Consider the following 16,447-nt stretch of genomic DNA (forward strand, 5'->3'; position numbering starts at 1 on the left):
CCTCATGGCGTACGGACGTCCTCGCAGTCGGGCGGTTTGGCGGAGGGTGTCTTGGAGCACTGCAACATCTTCGACGCCAAACACGGCCGACCTACGACCGGAGCGCTGCGCGGGAACAAAGACGTTGGCTGTCTGTCCAGGTTTTCAAATACGGCCTGGATGCTGGATGCTGGATGCTGAGGTGCTGAGGTGCTGGATGCTGGATATTGAGGTGCTGAGGTGCGGGGAGGGGAATGTTGTTTGGCGGGTGTTTTTTGGCTTGCTGTGGAGGGCGTTGGCGTAGGATAGTGGTCGAACTGAATAGAATATCTGATATATTTTTTTATGAACAATTTAAAGAAGACGTGCGCTGTGATTGTGGCGCTGGGAGGCTTTCTGGCTGCTGCATCGTCGCCTGAGCCGAGACAGAATTATGCAGGGCTGCTGCAGGTTGCGCAGGAGGAACCAAAGGCGGACAAGGATGTGTACGAGCGCTGGAGCGTGGTGGGTGAATGGCAGGTGACGCACCCGTACTGGACGGATGTGCTGACGCTGAACCCGAATGGCACGGCGATCGCACGGGACATGCAGACGACGGCGAAATGGACGCTGACGGCGGAGGGCGGGACGCCGCTGCTGGTGCTGCGATGGGACGCGTACGGAACGGAATCTCTGGCGATGGTGGGGCCGAATCACTTCCGAGGGCAGATCGCGCCGGAGTCGTTTATGGACATGCGGCGTGGGGAGAAGAAGGAGGCGGAGTAGAGAGCGGGTGGGGCTGTTTTTGGTTTTTGGTTTTTGGTTTTTGGTTGGCTGTTTACGGTACTCGGCTGGCAGCAGGTGGGTTGGCTGGAGGGGTGATGGAGGCGGCGGGGCGGAGGGTGAAGGGATCAGGATGATTCTTCTCCTGACGGGGTGCTGGGTGCGCGGACGCTCTGGAGGAGGGGGACCATCTTGGTCCCCTGGTTTGGAAGCGGTGGGCGATGCGCACGTGTGAGGGATCAGGATGATCCCTCTCCTGACGGAGTGCTGGTTGCGCGAATGCTCTGGAGGAGGGGGACTATCCTGGTCCCTTGGTTTGGAAGCGGTGGGCGATGCGCACGTGTGAGGGGCGGAGTGCTGGGTGCGCGAATGCTCTGGAGGAGGGGGACCATCTTGGTCCCCTGATTTGGAAGCGGTGGGCGATGCGCACGTGTGAGGGATCAGGATGATCCCTCTCCTGACGGAGTGCTGGGTACGCGGACGCTCTGGAGGAGGGGACCATCTTGGTCCCTTGGTTTGGAAGCGGTGGGCGATGCGCACGTGTGAGGGATCAGGATGATTCTTCTCCTGACGGAGTGCTGCGCGGAGGGCTTGGTGGTATGGACTAGGTTTCCAGGGATCGTGGTATGATGTGGTGGGCTCGAACGTTTTTCGGGACTGATCTCCGCGGCCATTTGAGTGCGGTGGAGGAATGAAAGGATGTGAGTGGCGCTTGGTGAAGAACTGGCATCGCTGATGAGGAGTGTCATGCGGGAGCCTGTGGTGACGGAGCATGGGGGGATGGGGAAACGAGTGGGGCTGTAGATCGGGCGATCCTGTCCGTGAAGAGCGCGTTGCTTACGGGCAGGATTGCCCGTGCTACTTTTCGCTTCGGTGTTCTGGGCTTTATGACACGACGAATGGGCTTAAGTGAGGGCGGTTTATGTGGGGCATCTTGTCTTATTTGATCTTTCTCATCTTAGATCGTCTCGTCTCATCTCAGAGACGCTCGGCGATACTCGGTGCGACTCGGTGCGACTCGGTGCGACTCGGTGCGACTCGGCGCGACTCGGCGCGACTCGACTCGGCGCGACTCGGCGCGACTCGACTCGGTGCGGCGTGGAGAGAGGAGTGGGGAGTGATAGAGGTGCTGATGATGCGGGATGCGCGATCATCCGATTTTGTGAACTTTGTGATGCTGTGAATCGTGCATGGTTGGTGATCTTTTATGGGCGCGCTTTGAAGGAAGGTTCAGGTTTTCTCCATCGTGTGAAGGCGTGAGAGCTGCTTTTCCCTTGGAGAGAGGGCAGGTGAAGAAAGGGATGAGGAAAAAAATGAGGGGCTGGAAAAAATAGACCCGGCCGGTTGCGAGGGTGCGGCGTTTTCAAAACTTGCAACCTGGGTGGTTGAAGTCGTGGCGCTTGTGCGTTTTGTCTCTACCCCCCTGCCCTTTCCACCTTTTTTGAACCTGACGCCAAGAGCCATCATGATGAACGAGAAAGGATGTGACGTATGATTTGGGGCGGATGTCTTGGGAGCCGGGGATATTTATCGCATGAGCACTGGAAGGCTGCGGTGGAGCAGCTGCGAGATCATAAGCTGAAGGTGGAGCTGGACGTGGGGGCTGGAGCCTCCGCGTGCTGGATTCAGCGAAGCGAGAAGTCCAGATCGGGCGTGCTGGTGCTGCACGATGCCGCCGGGGAACAGCAGGAGAATGTGCTATTGCTGTGCAAGACGCCGCTCCTGCGGGTGCCGCTGGTGTCTCCGAAGGTGTCCGAGGCCGAGGAGCTGCTGCGGGAGGTGATGGGGGTGTTCCGGCTGTATGGCTTTGTGGCGGGGCCGGTGTGAGCGGGGTTTGAGGCAGGAAGTTAAAAGTTTGAGGTTTAATGTTTAAAGTTGGGAGCGGAAATTGAGCGGGCTGTGGAGCGGTGTTTTGCTTCGTCGAGCGGTGCCAGACACGAGCGTGGGTTCGCAGGGGAAGAGTTCATACGGGAAGCCGTGATGAAGGTGCGCGAGCTGGGAATCCGGCACTTGGCAAGTGCCGCTCTTTGCTCTTTAGATAGAATAGAGCGTGCCGAACAAGGTCACGCACTTGTCATGATCCAGGAACCCACCGAATCGTCCGGCGAGCAGGCAGCCGCAGTCATCCTGACTTTGCCCCTTCATCTGGAGGTGATGTTCGACCAGGAGGCGGACCGGAAGTTTGTGCGCCTGGTCCATGGCGGGGCGATCAAACGGGAGCTGGCAGCGTTTTGGGCGAGGAATGGTTTTGGATACGCGGGGCTGCTTCTCGGCATCTACAGTTCACTCGTCAACGAGATGGTTTTCACGGCCTGCATGATCGTCGTTTTGGGGGCTTGGCTTCTGCAGCAGCACCGGGTGGTCGCGGTTGCGATTGCCGCTTCTCTAAATGCGGTCTCGGAGCCCATGCGCGTGAGCGTTGTGATCAGCGAAGAGGGAGTCGTTGAAGCGGCAGGCGGCATCGAGGCACGAATTGGCTGGTCTGCCATGAAGCAGTGGGTGCTTTCCGAGGGGATTCTTTGCATCCAGACGACCAACGGAAGATGGGTCTGGCTGCCTGGCCAGGGCATGGAGCCGGCGCTTCGTCTGGAGGATCTTGCGAGGCTTTTGACGAGCAAAGGGGTGCTTGAGCGCGCGGCGGCGTAGACCAACTCTCAAAAATCTTGTCACATTGCCCGGGCGGCGTAGCGGCCCCATTGGCTGCGTTAGTCGCTTGCCTGTTATTCTTCAATAGCAGACGGCGCTCCCGCCTTGCCACTGGGGCCGCTGCGCTCGCCGGTTCAATATGACAATCTTTTCGAAAACTGGTCTAAGAGCGCCAGCTGCCGTTCATCATTGTCCTTGTGAGAGTGATTGACGATGCATGAGCCATGGCTTTTGAGGTGCTGGCCTGGCTCAGGGTTTTTTGAGGGTCCGGGGGGCGGAGGGATGCTCGCTGCGGGTGCGCCATTCGGGCTCGGCGACGCGCTTGAAGGTGGTGACTTTGCCGTCCTGATGCTGGAAGAGGTAATGGGCGTGGAGGCCGCCGCCGATGTGGAAGGAGTAACCGAGCGCGGCGCCGTCCTCGAAGTCCGGGGGGCCGAGGTGGTCCTTCAGGTCGTCGAGGCTGCCGCCGATGATCTTGAGGGAGGTGAGGTGGGACTCGAGCTCGGTGTAAAGGCGGGCTTCGATGAGAATGCGGACATCGACTTCCTTGAGCTGCTTTTTGAGGTGGTCGAGGGCGCTGGCGAGGGTGGTGTCGTAGTGCTTCAGGGTGGGCTCGTGCCGGGGGGCGATGAGGTAGTACTCATGGCAGTAGCGGTAGGCGGGAGCGAGGTGCGGGGGGGCGACCTGGGCGGGAGCGAGGATGGTAGAATCTACCACGCCAAAGGGGTTCTGGATTTTGCTGCTGTCTCCTCCGCCGTCCGCGGGGGTGCCGGGGTGGAGGCGGAGATGCTCCTGGCGGCGCCTGGCGATCTCGGCCTCTGAGGGGTGCCGGACGTAGGTCTGGTAGATGCCGTCAAAGAGGTCCCGATGCTGAACGCGATGCAGGGCGATGAGGCGGATGCGGTCTTCGAGAAGGGAGGGGTTCAGGCGCTGGAGTTCGGCGGCGCTGAGCTTTGCGTCTGCGGTACCGAGCTGGTGCATGAGGAGCTCGAAGCGCTCTCCGTCTTCGAAGCTGGTGGAGTTTTTCTGATTGCTGAGGATGAGGGAGATGATCTCCCCGAGGGGGCTCTCCGCCGCGCAGGCATGGGAGAGGGTCAGCAATAATGCTGTCACAAAGCACAGAGTGGTTTGGAGGGGGTGGCTGGCGGGGCCTGTCTGCTTCTTCAAAATGGGGTGTGAAGCTTCGTGCGGGGCTAAAGGTTTGTCCAGTGGGGAGAGGTGGAGGAGGGGGTAGATATAGTACGCAGAAAGGTGAAAGATGACCTGAGGTGGTGCGTTCCGCGCGGGAGGAGGAGTGGAGGAAGGTGGGCTGAGCCTGAGACATGGGGCCTGGCGCTTGCGGCCTGGGAGCGTGGGCTGCTGATGATGGTCTGGGGCGGGGCGTGAGGCTGTGTGCCGGAAGGTGGCGCGGGAGTGCAAGAAATGGTGTGTGTTTGACAAGCTTTTTTCCGAGGGACGTCCGAATGATTGAATGAGGGCCTGCCGCGGGTGCGTGCGTGCCCGGGCTATGGTGCCTGATTTCTCCAACCTTCCCCCCTTCCCTTCCCTTTTTTACTGCCATGAAAACGATCGTCGCGCTGGTGGACCTGTCTGACCTGAGTTTCAAAGTGCTGAAGCAGGCGCATGCGCTGGCCTCTGCCTTCAAGAGCGAGGTGGTGATCCTGCACGTGGTGCCGAAGGAGCCGGTGGTGGTGGACGTGGGGATCATCTCTCCGACGGTGATGCGGGCGCCGAGCCCTGCCTCTGTGGAGGTGCAGCTGGGGCAGCTGGAGGAGATGCGGGAGTCGCTGACGAAATTCGGCGTGAATGCGCGGGTGGAGCAGTTTCCGGGCGCGGAGGTGGACACGGTGCTGGCGGAGATCCAGCGCCTGGAGGCGGATCTGGTGATCGTGGGTTCGCACCAGCACAGCCGGATTTACAATCTGCTGATCGGGAGCGTTTCCAATGATGTGCTGATGAAGTCGAAGTGTCCGGTGCTGGTGGTGCCGCCCTAATTATGAATTATGAATTATGAATTATGAAGGGTGAAGGGGTGGTGGGAGAGGTGAGGTGGCGGCTTGACGGCGGGATGGCGCTCTTTTTGATGAGGCGACCCTGCACCTACTCATGCCTGCCAAACCTCAAGATGCCGCTGCTGCTGCCGCCAAGAACGATGACAAGCTCCCGCCGACGCCTGCGTGGGTGATGACGATCCTCATTCTGGTGCTGCTGGGACTGGCGGCGGTGACGACCAAGCTGGCTCTGTATCCCTCAATGCCGGCCGAGTGGAAGAAGATCTTCAACACGCCGCAGATGCCGATGGCGGACGTGAACAAGCAGCTGGCGGAGAGCCATGCGGTGATGGAATCGGTGAAGGCGGCGCTGGACGACACGGTGGAGACGTGGACGCTGAAGCACAAGACGGGCGCGTGGTCCGCCAAGGTGACACTGGTGAAGTCTGACAAGGGCCTGGTGTACGGCCACGCGGAGGTGAGCTGCGATGTGACGAACCTGCCGAGCTTTAAGCGGACGTGGGTGTTTCCAGAGAAGGATGGTAAGTGAGGGCGGCTGGATGCTCGATGCTGGATGCTGGATGCTGGATGCTGGATGCTCGATGCTGGATGCTCGATGCTGGATAGCGGATGGGGGATAGAGGAGTGATGCTGCGAGCGCTTGGAAACGGGGCTGTTTTTGTGCGCAGGTGCTTCGGTGGGAGGTGGGTTGGGTTTGGCGGCGGGAGAGCTTCCATGCGGCAATGGTTTTTTGGCCGAACCGACGAATGCGAGGATGTTTGTACGCCATGGGGCTTGCGGAAACGCTCGCAGACGGGCGGGCTGTCGCCACGCCCATCCTACGGCTGGCATGGGGGCGGCTGTTTGAGCTTTGGGGGGAACTTTTAGACGTGGTTGCTTTTGTGGCCGGGGCGGCTCAAGCCGGAACTGCCATACGAAGGGGCTGGGGTGGAGTTCGAGTTCGAGTTCGAGTTCGAGTTCGAGTTCGAGTTCGAGTTCGAGTTCGAGGACGAGGACGAGGACGAGGACGAGGACGAGGACGAGGACGAGGACGAGGACGAGGACGAGGACGAGGACGAGGGCGAGGGCGAGGGCGAGAAGGAAAGGGAGGAAGAGGAGGAGTAGGAGTAGGAGGAAGAGGAAGATTGAGGGGAATTGGGTGGCTAGGGAGTCTTTGAAGAGAGGTGGCGGTGGAAGAAGGAGAAGACTTCGGCGAGCTGGGCGTCATCGAGGCGGAACCAGTGGAGCTTGCCGGGGACTTCGATGAGCTGGACTTCTACGCCGGCGGCGCCGAGGGCTTCGAAGAAGCGCTCGCTCTGCTCGACGGGGACGACGTGGTCGTGGGTGCCGTGGATGAGGAGCACCGGGGGCATGGCGGTGGCGTAATTGATGGGGCTGGCGGTGGCGGCGAGGTCGGTCTTTTCGCTCATGCGGCCGCCGAGGAATTTTTCGATGAGATTGATCTTTTTGCGCTTTTCGTAGAGCCAGCCGAGCTCGACGAGATCGCTGGGAGAATAGAGGGCGCAGACGGCGCGGACGCGGGATTTGCCTTCTTTGGAGGCGAGCAGTGCGGCGAGGTGGCCGCCGGCGGATTCGCCCGCTGCGCCAATGCGGTTGGGATCGAGCCCGTACCGGGGGCCGTTTTTGCGCAGCCACTGAAAGGCGGCGCGGCAGTCGTCGAGCTGGGCGGGATAAGGGGCGGTGCCGCTGAGGCGGTACTGGATGGAGGCGACGGCGATGCCGCCGCTGGTGAGATCGCGGATATTGATGTGGTAGCGCTTGCTGCCAAAGGCCCAGCCGCCGCCAAACATCCACATGACGACGGGAACGGGTTTGTCGCTGCGGGGGACGTAGAGGTCCATGCGGAGGTCATGCCCGCCGGGGGAGGAGAAGACGAGGCTGCGGTAGATTTTTTCATTGGGCCGCGCGGGGCCGTAAGGCGTGCAGCTGGCGAGGAGGAAGAGGAGGAGCAGACCGAGACTGGTGAGGTGGTGCAGGCGGGACGCGATGGGGGTTCGTGAATGAGGCGGCAAAGTCGGAGGCTGAGGCGGGCATGGGGTCATGGCTGACGGGAATTCGTGGGTGGATGGGCCGCAGGCTTTGTGTGGTTTGCGAGGAGATGCTGGAAAAGCGAATGTGACGAGAGGGGCTATGGAGACGCTGGTGAGACGCGGGAATGCGGAGGATGATTCAGCGAAGGGTGTGAGGCATGTGAAAAGACCTGGGCAGCTTGGTGAAACTGAGACTGTCTTTAAAAATGCAACCGGCAGGCCGAAGGAAAGACCGGAGGTGGATGAGCGCTGCTAGGCGCGGAGCCGAGGGGCGGGTGCGGAACATGGCCCGGCGAGCATGTGACCTGTTTTCTCATGCCCCAGATCTTCCATGTTCAGAATGAAGCAGGCACGACATCAAGATGATGAGTGCGAACCCCAAGGTGAGCGCTTCAAAGACCGCGACCTCTAAGGCCGCACAAACCGCAACTCTTTTTAGCCGGTGGGAATGGCGGGTAGGGAAATGGCAGACTCAAGACATTGGGATTATGGGACTAATGATGTTTTTAGGCATGTTTCTCTTATCTGAACCAATGTTTGCTTGCAAAGGCTGGCGGCGGGAACTTACTGCCGGGGTCCATTGTTCAGGTTTTTTGTTCTGCGTGCAACGTTATGAACTGTGCTTTCCAACTACGATGGGATGCCGCCTTGGCGGGGAGTGGGATTTTTCGAGGGCCTGAATGGCGTGCGCAGAGGGGACTGCATGATTGCGGGCGGGCGAGCTGGTGGAACGAATTTCACGGAAGCTGCCGAAGGCAATGAACCTGAGACTTTTTACTCCAAGAGAATCCAACAACGACAACTCATCTCTCCACCACCAGTGCTTATGAATGCAACGCTCCCAACCCAACTGATGAACGCCGCCACCTGTGCCGCCCCCGAGAAGAGAACCTCGCCGCTGCGTGCGGCGGGCAGGGCGGTGTGGGGACCGCTGTGTGCGCTGGGACTAATGGTACCAACCGCTGTGCTGGGATTTGGGAATGAGGGACACCAGACGGTGGGGGCGATCGCGGACAGGCTGATCGCGGGAAGCCCGGCGGCCAAGCACGTGAAGAAGCTGCTGGGGGATGAAACGCTGGAGCACGCGGCGACGTGGGCGGACGAGGTGAAGCATGGCCCGAAGACGGCAGAGACAGAGGCTTTTGCGGTGCGGAACAAGGAGCACCACAACTACCACTACACGGATGTGCCTGTGGGCCTGAAGAAGTATGCGGAGGGCACGCCGGGCACGGGCGTGAATGATGTGGTGCATGTGATCAACCGCTGCATCGCGGTGCTGGAGAGCGGAAAGGACTCGAAGGAGATGACGCAGAAGGAGGCGCTGAAGGTGCTGGTGCATCTGGTGGGAGACATCCACCAGCCGCTGCATGTGGGTGCGGCGTATTTTGATGCGCAGGACAAGATGGTGGTGCCGCAGACTGAGGCGGAGGCAAAGAAGGAGTCCGACCACGGGGGGAATGACATCGAGTTCCGCAGCGGTGTGCTGCATTCCTACTGGGATGACAAGACGGTGCAGCATGCGATGAAGCTGGAGAAGGCGAAGACGGTGGAGGAGATGGCGGAGGCGCTGAAGAAACAGGAGCCGGCGGATTTGAAAACGGGCGGCGCGCTGAACACGTGGTCCGCCACGTGGGCGACGGAGATCCTGCCGGACGCGGAGAAGGCTCACCGGGATCTGAGCTTTGGGCCGCTGCACGCGGTGACGAAGACGGAGTTTGGCAAGAAGAAAACGGTGATGCTGCGAACGGCCACCACGGCGAACGCCCAAGCCGCCAAGGACTACGATGAATGGAGCGCCAAGGTGGTGCACGACGGGCTGGCGAAGGCGGGATTCCGACTGGCGGCGGTGCTGAAGAAGATCTGGCCGAGCGAGTAAGGAGTGGCCTGAGGGGCCTGCCCCCTTCCCCTCCCTTTTCAATTCCATCCTATACCTGCCTTTTCCATCCCCTCTCCATTTCAACGTTCCGCACTCTCCACTTAGCCTTTCAGATTCCTCCCAGCGGCACCGTGAGTGAAGGAGCCTTTTCATTGAAGTCCAAAATTAACCACCCAAGAATGATCCACCTATGAGCGCGAAACTTGTCAAAATCATCAAGGAAGACACGAAGTACTCGGCAACGATCGATGCGGGGCCGAAGTTTTATGTGTCGCATGCCACGAAATACCAGAAGTACCGGGGGATCACGAATGATGCGCATCCTTCAGCGCCGTTTTATGATCCGGCGGAGTTTCCGACGCTGGGATACTGGGCGAAGTTCATGCTGCCGACGGGGTATGTGGAGAGCGTGCTGGCGCTGACGAACCTGAACACGTATGACTCGGCGGCGTTTACGTTCGGCTTTCTGCAGTTCGCGGCGCATGTGCCGAACGGGGATTTTGTGCGCTTCTTCCGCAGCCTGCTGGCGCGGCCTGAGGCGGCGGATTACTTCCCGGATCTGTTTCTGCAGAACGGGCGCATCATGCGGAAGCTGATCAATGGGACGACTCAGCTGGAGGATGACAAGAGCACGCAGGCGCTGATGGATTACCTGAACCCGAACGGGACGGTGATCGATGACATCGAGGTGATCAACGGGGCGAAGTTCATCGACTGGACGAAGAACGTGCCGGAGGCGCGGCAGCTGCAGGTGGCGGAGGCGCTGAACACGGTGAGAAACATCCTGAAGCATGCGGATCTGGTGATCGGGCTGGGCGGGCGGCTGGACACGATCTGCCTGGTGATCATGGACATCATGCACCAGGGGCGCGGGAAAACTTCGGCGATCATCCAGGCGCTGCACAGCAGCACGGTGGAGTCGAAGCAGCTGACGGCGCTGCTGAAGATCGGGGCGGCGTCGTACCCGGACCGGATCGCGGGGCTGAAAAAGAAGATCAATGAACTGGTGGCCTCCGGGGATCTGGGGGTGAAGAGATACCGGAGTGCGACGGGGGATTTTGGGTAGGAGGGTAGCGGAATGACGAATGTGAACTGTGAATTGATGACGAACTTAACAACCACGAACGACCATGAGTGAAATCATTCTAACTGAAAGCCCCCTTCCCTCCGGAGTGAATGGAAATACGCCGCCTGCGGGCGGGCAGGCTGAGCATGTGACCGAGGTGCCGATGGTGGATTATGCGGCGGTGGAGAGGATGGCGGTGGAAGCGGCGCAGCGCTCCGTGGCGGAGCGGGTGGAGGCGGTGCAGCGCAACGTGGCCGAACGGGTGGAAGACATGCAGCGCAATGTGGCTGAACGGGTGGAGGCGATGCAGCGGGCCGCGGCGGAACTGCATGGAACGAGCGACATCGCGGGACTGCGCGAAGGCGGCAGGGACACGGTGCTGAACTGCGAGATCCGCGAGCTGATTTATCACAGTGCGATCTTCATTGTGTACCTGGATGAGAAGCTGCGGGTGCAGTACCGGGGTGACTGGAGGTTTCCGGAGGGGAATGATGAGATCTGCTTTGAACTGGCTCGGCTGGAGGCGCTGACACTGGGCAATCAGTCGTTCTTTGGCATGAAGGCGGATGAGGAGCAGATGCTGGCGATGCGGAGGCTGATCGGGGAGGTGTTTGCCAAGCTGCATGGAGCGCCGGACACGGTGCGGGCGCAGGCCTGCCTGACGAAGGCGGACGCGGTGATCACCGGGATAGTGACGGACAACACGCGGCTGAAGCGGGTGGTGGCGGCGGTGTTTATCACCGCGCTAACAGGCCTCATCGGCTGGATCTGGGTGCAGTGCCATGACAAAGGGACGGGGCTGAACCCGGAGAATGAATTCGGGCTGTGGATCCCGCTGGGGGCCATCGGCGCGCTGCTCTTCAGTGTGACGCGGATGGGGACGATGGAGGTGAAGCCGTTTTCCAGCAACTGGCTGGTGCTGTGGGAGAGCACGGCGCGTATCCTGGCCGGGGCGATAGGTGCGCTGCTGCTGGTGGCGGCGGCGAAGGCAAACCTGCTGCTGGGGGTGCTGTCTCAGGCGACGACGAATGCCTCGGCGTTCTGGGGTGTGCTGACGCTTTCGATTCTGGCGGGTGTGAGCGAGAGGCTGGTGCCGGATTTCATCACGCGCATGGATGGAAGCAGCAGCGGTGCGGCTGGCGGTGCCGGTGCGAATGCGGGTGGCAATGTGAACGCGGGTGGAAATGCGAATGCTGGCGGGAACGCGAACGCTGGGAGGCGCTAGTTTTTATATGGTTAAGCGTCCGGTGAGATGCGGAGCGGGTCATTGTTCCGCAGGAACAAAGCTACTTTGCTTCGCCAAGGGCCGGAGCCCAAAGCAGCTCAGTTCCTGTGGAACTGAGGAGAGGCACCGCCACGCCGGACGCGTGCGCGGCCCTAGCAAGCCAATTGCTGGAAAACATTTCGTATGTTTAACCATACAGAATCGGGTGCGTGTTTGCCCATGGGAATACTATAAACCACCATTTCATGATACCTCTGAAATGAGAGTGGCGGCTTGAACGCAGCCGCGAAATGATGCCCAAGGCTGTAGCGGGCGCGCTGCCTGCGTGGCATGTCTCCGGCTCATAGACTGCAGGCGTGGGCCCTCCGCTTTTAGATTTTCCCTTTTCGACTGCGAGTTTTTCTTTTGAGATTTCATCGGCTGCTTATCTTCTAACCATGGCTTTTGCGCTTTCCACTGTGAGTTATCATTTGGGTCTGCCGGATGGATCGGCGGGGGTGGCGGTTTCGAATGAGGCGTTCATCGGGGCTTCGGATGAGAGCAATGTGCTGCACCTGCACCTGACTGCGGATGGGGAGCGGGGGAAGCCGGTGCTGGATCTGAATGAGGAGTTTCCGGGGTTTCCCGCGAAGAGGAAGAAGAAGGCGCCGGATGCGTGGCGTGAGTCTGATCTGGAGAGCGCGGCGCAGGTGGGAGAGCTGGTGTACTGGATCGGCTCGTGCAGCCGGGGCCGGGATGGCAAACGGGCGAAGGAGCGGGAGGTGCTGTTCGCGACGCGGCTGGTGAAGAGGAAGGGCGGCGTGAAGCCGGTGCCTGCGGGCAAAGTTTACAAAGGGCTGCTGGATGATCTGGTGGCTGCGCCGGCGCTGAAGAAGTATCGGCTGGCGGAGTCGGCAAGGCTGGGGCCGAAGGAGGGGCCGAGTGATGAGCCGCCATGCTGGGGCGGGCTGAACATCGAGAGCCTTTGCGCGGAGCATGGGGGCGGGCGGCTGTTTATCGGCTTCCGCAATCCGATCCCCTGCGGGCAGGCGCTGCTGGTGCCGCTGCTGAATGCGGCGGAGCTGACGCAGAAACGAAAGAAGAAGCCAAAGGCGAGGATACGCGCGAAGTTTGGCGAGGTGATGCTGCTGGATCTGCACGGGCTGGGCCTGCGGGACATGGTGTGGTGGCGCGGGCGGTACCTGATCCTGGCCGGGTACTATGACGAGTATTTGAACCGGCAGACCAAGGCGCCGGTTTCGCGGCTGTTTCAGTGGACGGGAAAGCCGGAGGACAAGCCGGTGCTGCTGGAGGACGTGGACCTGAAAGGGCTGAACCCAGAGGCGCTGGTGGTGTTTCCCAACAAGCGGGTGCTGATCCTGAGCGATGACGGCGGCCTGAGGGACGCGGACGGAAAGATTCTGAAAAAGGCGGGAGAGGCGATGTGGAAGTTCCGAAGTGTGTGGCTGGAGGAGGTGTGAGGGCGGAGCGGGAGATGAAGATGATGGGGACCGATTAGCGCGTAGGAGGGCGCGAGGAGGTCCGGCATGAACGTTCCTTCGTCTAAGCGACAGTGAGGCTCCGCCGTTTATGGAGCAGGCGGGTTCGGATTATGAGGCCGGGGGTGTGTTTGTCTGCTGTTTGCACCGTGGCACCGTTTTCCTGCAGTTGTGGGAGCGGCGGCACACAAAGCTAAACTTAACATTTTGGTGGAAGATATTTCAGGTGCGGATGAAGCTGGTCCGATAGGAGTAGAAGAAATTTTCGTGCCACCTCAAAACCCATGAAACACGCGTTCTTATTTTTACATCTTCTAGGTTCATTGGCCATTTCTTCTGATTCAGATACCAAAGAACTTTTTTTGAACTGCCGTAGCGGAGTTACCTTAGCCCAAGAGCTTAGCAAAAACAACTTCGACCCATCCCTTTGGCGTTTTGGTGATGTCCTCACAAAAGATGCGGGCTATGTGGATGTGCTATTAGCCGATGAGGCACCTGCTTTGGCATCTTTGAGACAGGTTTTTGTGGCAAAATCCCCACTTTTTTCACCTCAAAACCAGTCCCCCTGGAACGAGATCTCATTTTCTGTGCAAGGAAGGCCTTTTCTAAAAGACGCAATCACACACGGTGGAGGGAGTTTTGGCTATGTGGAACTGGAACAATGGCGTTGGCACAACATTTCAGGCTCCTTAGTTTTTCAACTCCTCCCTGGTGATGGCAAGGGTGAAAGAGTCATTGGGATGCCCTGCAAACTTCCCAAGTCCTGGATGCCCATTTTCAACCCGGCTGCTTCGCTTCGAAACGAGCGTGCGAGATGGTTCTCACCGGGACTGACTGATTTGGACATCAACAAGATGAGAGAAAACATCACAGCAAATAATCCCTTGTGGAGGTTGTGCATCACTCAACGATTGATTGAGCTCGGCCGCCTTCGGGAGGCGGATGTAAAAATAGCATTGGAGACTGCGACAGCTCAAACACTCGAACTGGGTTGCATGCTTGTCATCTTATTTAACGACAAGTCCCCTCATGAGTCCGCCATTATGGAGTGTGTTAGGAGAGCGGAGCATGATCAAAAAAGAGCCGAAGGCCTGGCGCTTGGATGCCTTACAAGTGCAGCAGGCAGGCCTAGGTCTATTGAAAGGGCATTCGAAAGTTTAGATTTACTCAATCAACTAAAGAAGAAAGCCTCCGACCCCATGGAAGACAAAGAAAAGATGATCGATGGCATTTTTTCAAAAGATGCAGATATTGAATATCGAGTTGGTCATAAGCTTCATGCACTGGCAGGGGGACTTAACAAGGATTTGAAGCAAAAGATTAGCGACATTTTATCCTATATGCTGACACCGTAGCGCTTGAATAATATGAGTCCACAAATCAACTACTGGCCTTGGCCTGGAAAAGTGGGCGGGGGGGCAAATAATCGACAAATAGGGAAGCTGACATCAGGTGGTGATTTGGAGCTGATCCAAAAAGCTGCGGAGTGGGGCTGGGGCTTTGGCGCGGGTCCTTTTGAGGTCGAGGCGGCGGAGTTGCTGGCTGACGTTGGCGGCGGATTTCATGGACAGCTTTTGGGCGAGCCATGGATGGGAGACCGTGGTGCGGCGGGATAAGAAATGGGCGAGGAGGAGCTTTCGGGGATCTGAGCCTTTGAGGTCGGTGAGTTCGGAGGGCTTGAGGCCTGCGGCTTTGAGGCCCTGGGCGAGCCAAGTCACCGCCTGCTGCTCGCCGTGGGCTGCGAGGTGGGGATTGCCTTTGTGGTTGCGGGATTTGGGGCTGCGGTTTTTGAGGAGCTTTCCGGCGAGCTTGCGCATGGACTCGCCGAAGGCCTGGGTGCCCCAGTACCAGCCGCGGCGGAGGTGGCTGGCGCGTGCGTCCACCTCGGCGGGCAGCGGGGGGACTCCGCAGCTTTTGATTTCCTCGGTGATGGCGCGGCGGTCGAGGCGCTTGATCATCTGGCGGCGGCCTGCGGCGGTGTCCGGGAGATTGAAGGTTTTGAGGCCGGCGGGGGCGTCGAGCCATTGGGGGCGTTTTGTGGGTGGCAGGGCGTAGCCGCCGGCGATGCTGCTCCAGGGGTAGTCGAGGATGCTCTGCTTGGCCTTGGGCCGGATGAGACGCGCGCGCACGGGGTTGAGGTGGATGTAGTCCATGAGCGTCTGGTAATGGTAGGGGTCATCTCCCTGGACGAGGACGGCCTTGTAGCGGTCGCCAAAGAGGCGGCCCCACTTGCTGTGGCGGACGTTGTAACGGCGGGTGAGGGTGTTTTGGAGCCAGGCCATGCCTGCGACGAGGTTGGGCTCGGGGGTTTCGATGAAGAGGTGATAGTGGTTGTCCATGAGCACCCAGGCATGGACGCGCCAGCCGGTCATCTCGCAGGCCTGGGCGAGGGTGTGGAGGAAGAAGCGGCGGTCGTCGTCGTCAAAGACGATGGCCTCCCGGCGGTTGCCACGGGCCATGACGTGGTAGTAAGCGCCGGGGGACTGGATGCGGATGCTGCGTGGCATGATTGACAAATAGACGGGAGCAGGCAGCCTTGTCAATTCTTTGCACCCTGTCCCCGGTTTCACGCAATGGACTGACGCGAATGGAGTGCATGTGCATGCAGGAGCCGGGGCGTTGCGTGCGGCGGAGACACATGCAGCCTGCTTCGGCGTGGCGGGAGGACGCTGCTGGGGGACGCGGTGTGTGAAGAAGGCGCTGGGTTTGCTGCGCTGCTGCTGGGACTGAACCCAGGGCGGCGCTCGCTTAGGCTCGCTGGCCCTGGGCTACGCTAGGCCGCACCTTCGGTGCTAAATCATGGAGGCAAAGCCGACGATAACATGACTTAATCGGGGGGCCACGTCAGTCTATTGTGCAAAGCTCAATCATTGAGGCTTGTGCAATGGACTGACGCGAATGGAGTGCATGTGCATGCTGAAACCGGACCGTGTGGCGGAGGCACATGCTACCTGCTTCGGCGTGGCGGGAGGACGCTGCTGGGGGACGCGGTGTGTGAAGAAGGCGCTGGGTTTGCTGCCCTGCTGCTGGTGCTGAACCCAGGGCGGCGCTCGCCAAGGCTCGCTGGCCCTGGGCTACGCTAGGCCGCACCTTGGGTGCTAAATCATGGAGGCAAAGCCGACGATAACATGACTTATTGAAAGTTGCACAATAGACTGACGTGGCACTTCGTTATTGAGGCTTGCGCAATAAGCTGACACGATCGGAATTCGCTTGAGGGGGATGATGCGGGGAGGCAGCGACTGCGTGGCGGAATGGCGAGGCAGACGCTGCTGGAGGGCGCGGTGTGTAAAGAAGGCGCTGGGTTTGCTTTCCTGAAGGATGCACCACGTACCAGGGTAGCCTCGCCGAGGCTCGGCAACCCTTCGCTATG

The 16,447-nt window shown here is 59.7% G+C and carries 14 protein-coding genes; 11 read left to right on the forward strand and 3 right to left on the reverse strand.

Going from position 1 to position 16,447, the window contains the following annotated elements:
* Positions 1-324 precede the first annotated feature (324 nt).
* From ACILSR_RS31665 to ACILSR_RS31675, 3 genes are all read left to right on the forward strand, one after another.
* Entirely contained in the window at positions 325-744 is a 420-nt protein-coding gene (locus ACILSR_RS31665; RefSeq protein WP_395753829.1) for a hypothetical protein, read from the forward strand.
* A gap of 1,551 nt (positions 745-2,295) precedes the next feature.
* Entirely contained in the window at positions 2,296-2,568 is a 273-nt protein-coding gene (locus ACILSR_RS31670; protein ID WP_395753830.1) for a hypothetical protein, read from the forward strand.
* Positions 2,569-2,718: 150 nt separating this feature from the next.
* Positions 2,719-3,387, forward strand: coding sequence for a YcxB family protein (locus tag ACILSR_RS31675; RefSeq protein ID WP_395753831.1), 669 nt, complete (start codon positions 2,719-2,721; stop codon positions 3,385-3,387).
* 249 nt (positions 3,388-3,636) lie between these two features.
* Here ACILSR_RS31675 and ACILSR_RS31680 read toward each other — a convergent pair whose 3' ends face one another.
* Positions 3,637-4,554: a hypothetical protein gene (locus tag ACILSR_RS31680; protein WP_395753832.1), complete on the reverse strand. Its 918-nt coding sequence runs from the start codon at positions 4,552-4,554 to the stop codon at positions 3,637-3,639.
* A 392-nt stretch (positions 4,555-4,946) separates the two neighbouring features.
* On the opposite strand from ACILSR_RS31680, the gene ACILSR_RS31685 reads away from it, so the two are divergent.
* From ACILSR_RS31685 to ACILSR_RS31695, 3 genes are all read left to right on the forward strand, one after another.
* Positions 4,947-5,381 (forward strand): universal stress protein, encoded by a 435-nt coding sequence (locus ACILSR_RS31685; protein ID WP_395753833.1) that lies wholly within the window; start codon positions 4,947-4,949, stop codon positions 5,379-5,381.
* 112 nt (positions 5,382-5,493) lie between these two features.
* Complete coding sequence (locus ACILSR_RS31690) at positions 5,494-5,928, forward strand: hypothetical protein (protein ID WP_395753834.1); 435 nt, start codon at positions 5,494-5,496, stop codon at positions 5,926-5,928.
* Between the two features lie 398 nt (positions 5,929-6,326).
* Entirely contained in the window at positions 6,327-6,503 is a 177-nt protein-coding gene (locus ACILSR_RS31695) for a hypothetical protein (RefSeq protein ID WP_395753835.1), read from the forward strand.
* Positions 6,504-6,541: 38 nt separating this feature from the next.
* On the opposite strand, the gene ACILSR_RS31700 is transcribed toward ACILSR_RS31695, so the two are convergent.
* On the reverse strand, positions 6,542-7,441 hold the full coding sequence (locus ACILSR_RS31700) for an alpha/beta hydrolase fold domain-containing protein (protein ID WP_395753836.1): 900 nt from the start codon (positions 7,439-7,441) through the stop codon (positions 6,542-6,544).
* 814 nt (positions 7,442-8,255) lie between these two features.
* Between ACILSR_RS31700 and ACILSR_RS31705 the strand changes: the two genes are divergently transcribed.
* The 5 genes from ACILSR_RS31705 (at position 8,256) to ACILSR_RS31725 (ending at position 14,429) form a co-directional block, all read left to right on the forward strand.
* On the forward strand, positions 8,256-9,305 hold the full coding sequence (locus ACILSR_RS31705) for a S1/P1 nuclease (RefSeq protein WP_395753837.1): 1,050 nt from the start codon (positions 8,256-8,258) through the stop codon (positions 9,303-9,305).
* 190 nt (positions 9,306-9,495) lie between these two features.
* The gene (locus ACILSR_RS31710) at positions 9,496-10,371 is read left to right on the forward strand and encodes a hypothetical protein (protein ID WP_395753838.1); all 876 of its coding nucleotides are present in this window, start codon (positions 9,496-9,498) and stop codon (positions 10,369-10,371) included.
* 64 nt (positions 10,372-10,435) lie between these two features.
* Positions 10,436-11,596 carry a hypothetical protein gene (locus tag ACILSR_RS31715; RefSeq protein WP_395753839.1) on the forward strand — a complete coding sequence of 387 codons (1,161 nt, stop codon included), beginning with the start codon at positions 10,436-10,438 and terminating at the stop codon, positions 11,594-11,596.
* Between the two features lie 437 nt (positions 11,597-12,033).
* Positions 12,034-13,056, forward strand: coding sequence for a DUF3616 domain-containing protein (locus tag ACILSR_RS31720; RefSeq protein WP_395753840.1), 1,023 nt, complete (start codon positions 12,034-12,036; stop codon positions 13,054-13,056).
* 302 nt (positions 13,057-13,358) lie between these two features.
* Complete coding sequence (locus ACILSR_RS31725; protein WP_395753841.1) at positions 13,359-14,429, forward strand: hypothetical protein; 1,071 nt, start codon at positions 13,359-13,361, stop codon at positions 14,427-14,429.
* A gap of 93 nt (positions 14,430-14,522) precedes the next feature.
* Here ACILSR_RS31725 and ACILSR_RS31730 read toward each other — a convergent pair whose 3' ends face one another.
* Complete coding sequence (locus tag ACILSR_RS31730) at positions 14,523-15,581, reverse strand: transposase (protein WP_395753842.1); 1,059 nt, start codon at positions 15,579-15,581, stop codon at positions 14,523-14,525.
* Positions 15,582-16,447: the final 866 nt, after the last annotated feature.

This window comes from Prosthecobacter sp., assembly GCF_044222565.1.
Classification (GTDB): domain Bacteria; phylum Verrucomicrobiota; class Verrucomicrobiia; order Verrucomicrobiales; family Verrucomicrobiaceae; genus Prosthecobacter.

Coding starts and splice junctions, on each gene's coding strand:
- ACILSR_RS31715 (WP_395753839.1), top strand. CDS start 10,436: ATGAGTGAAATCATTCTAACTGAAAGCCCCCTTCCCTCCGGAGTGAAT.
- ACILSR_RS31725 (WP_395753841.1), top strand. CDS start 13,359: ATGAAACACGCGTTCTTATTTTTACATCTTCTAGGTTCATTGGCCATT.
- ACILSR_RS31720 (WP_395753840.1), top strand. CDS start 12,034: ATGGCTTTTGCGCTTTCCACTGTGAGTTATCATTTGGGTCTGCCGGAT.
- ACILSR_RS31665 (WP_395753829.1), top strand. CDS start 325: ATGAACAATTTAAAGAAGACGTGCGCTGTGATTGTGGCGCTGGGAGGC.
- ACILSR_RS31685 (WP_395753833.1), top strand. CDS start 4,947: ATGAAAACGATCGTCGCGCTGGTGGACCTGTCTGACCTGAGTTTCAAA.
- ACILSR_RS31700 (WP_395753836.1), bottom strand. CDS start 7,441: ATGACCCCATGCCCGCCTCAGCCTCCGACTTTGCCGCCTCATTCACGA.
- ACILSR_RS31690 (WP_395753834.1), top strand. CDS start 5,494: ATGCCTGCCAAACCTCAAGATGCCGCTGCTGCTGCCGCCAAGAACGAT.
- ACILSR_RS31730 (WP_395753842.1), bottom strand. CDS start 15,581: ATGCCACGCAGCATCCGCATCCAGTCCCCCGGCGCTTACTACCACGTC.
- ACILSR_RS31705 (WP_395753837.1), top strand. CDS start 8,256: ATGAATGCAACGCTCCCAACCCAACTGATGAACGCCGCCACCTGTGCC.
- ACILSR_RS31710 (WP_395753838.1), top strand. CDS start 9,496: ATGAGCGCGAAACTTGTCAAAATCATCAAGGAAGACACGAAGTACTCG.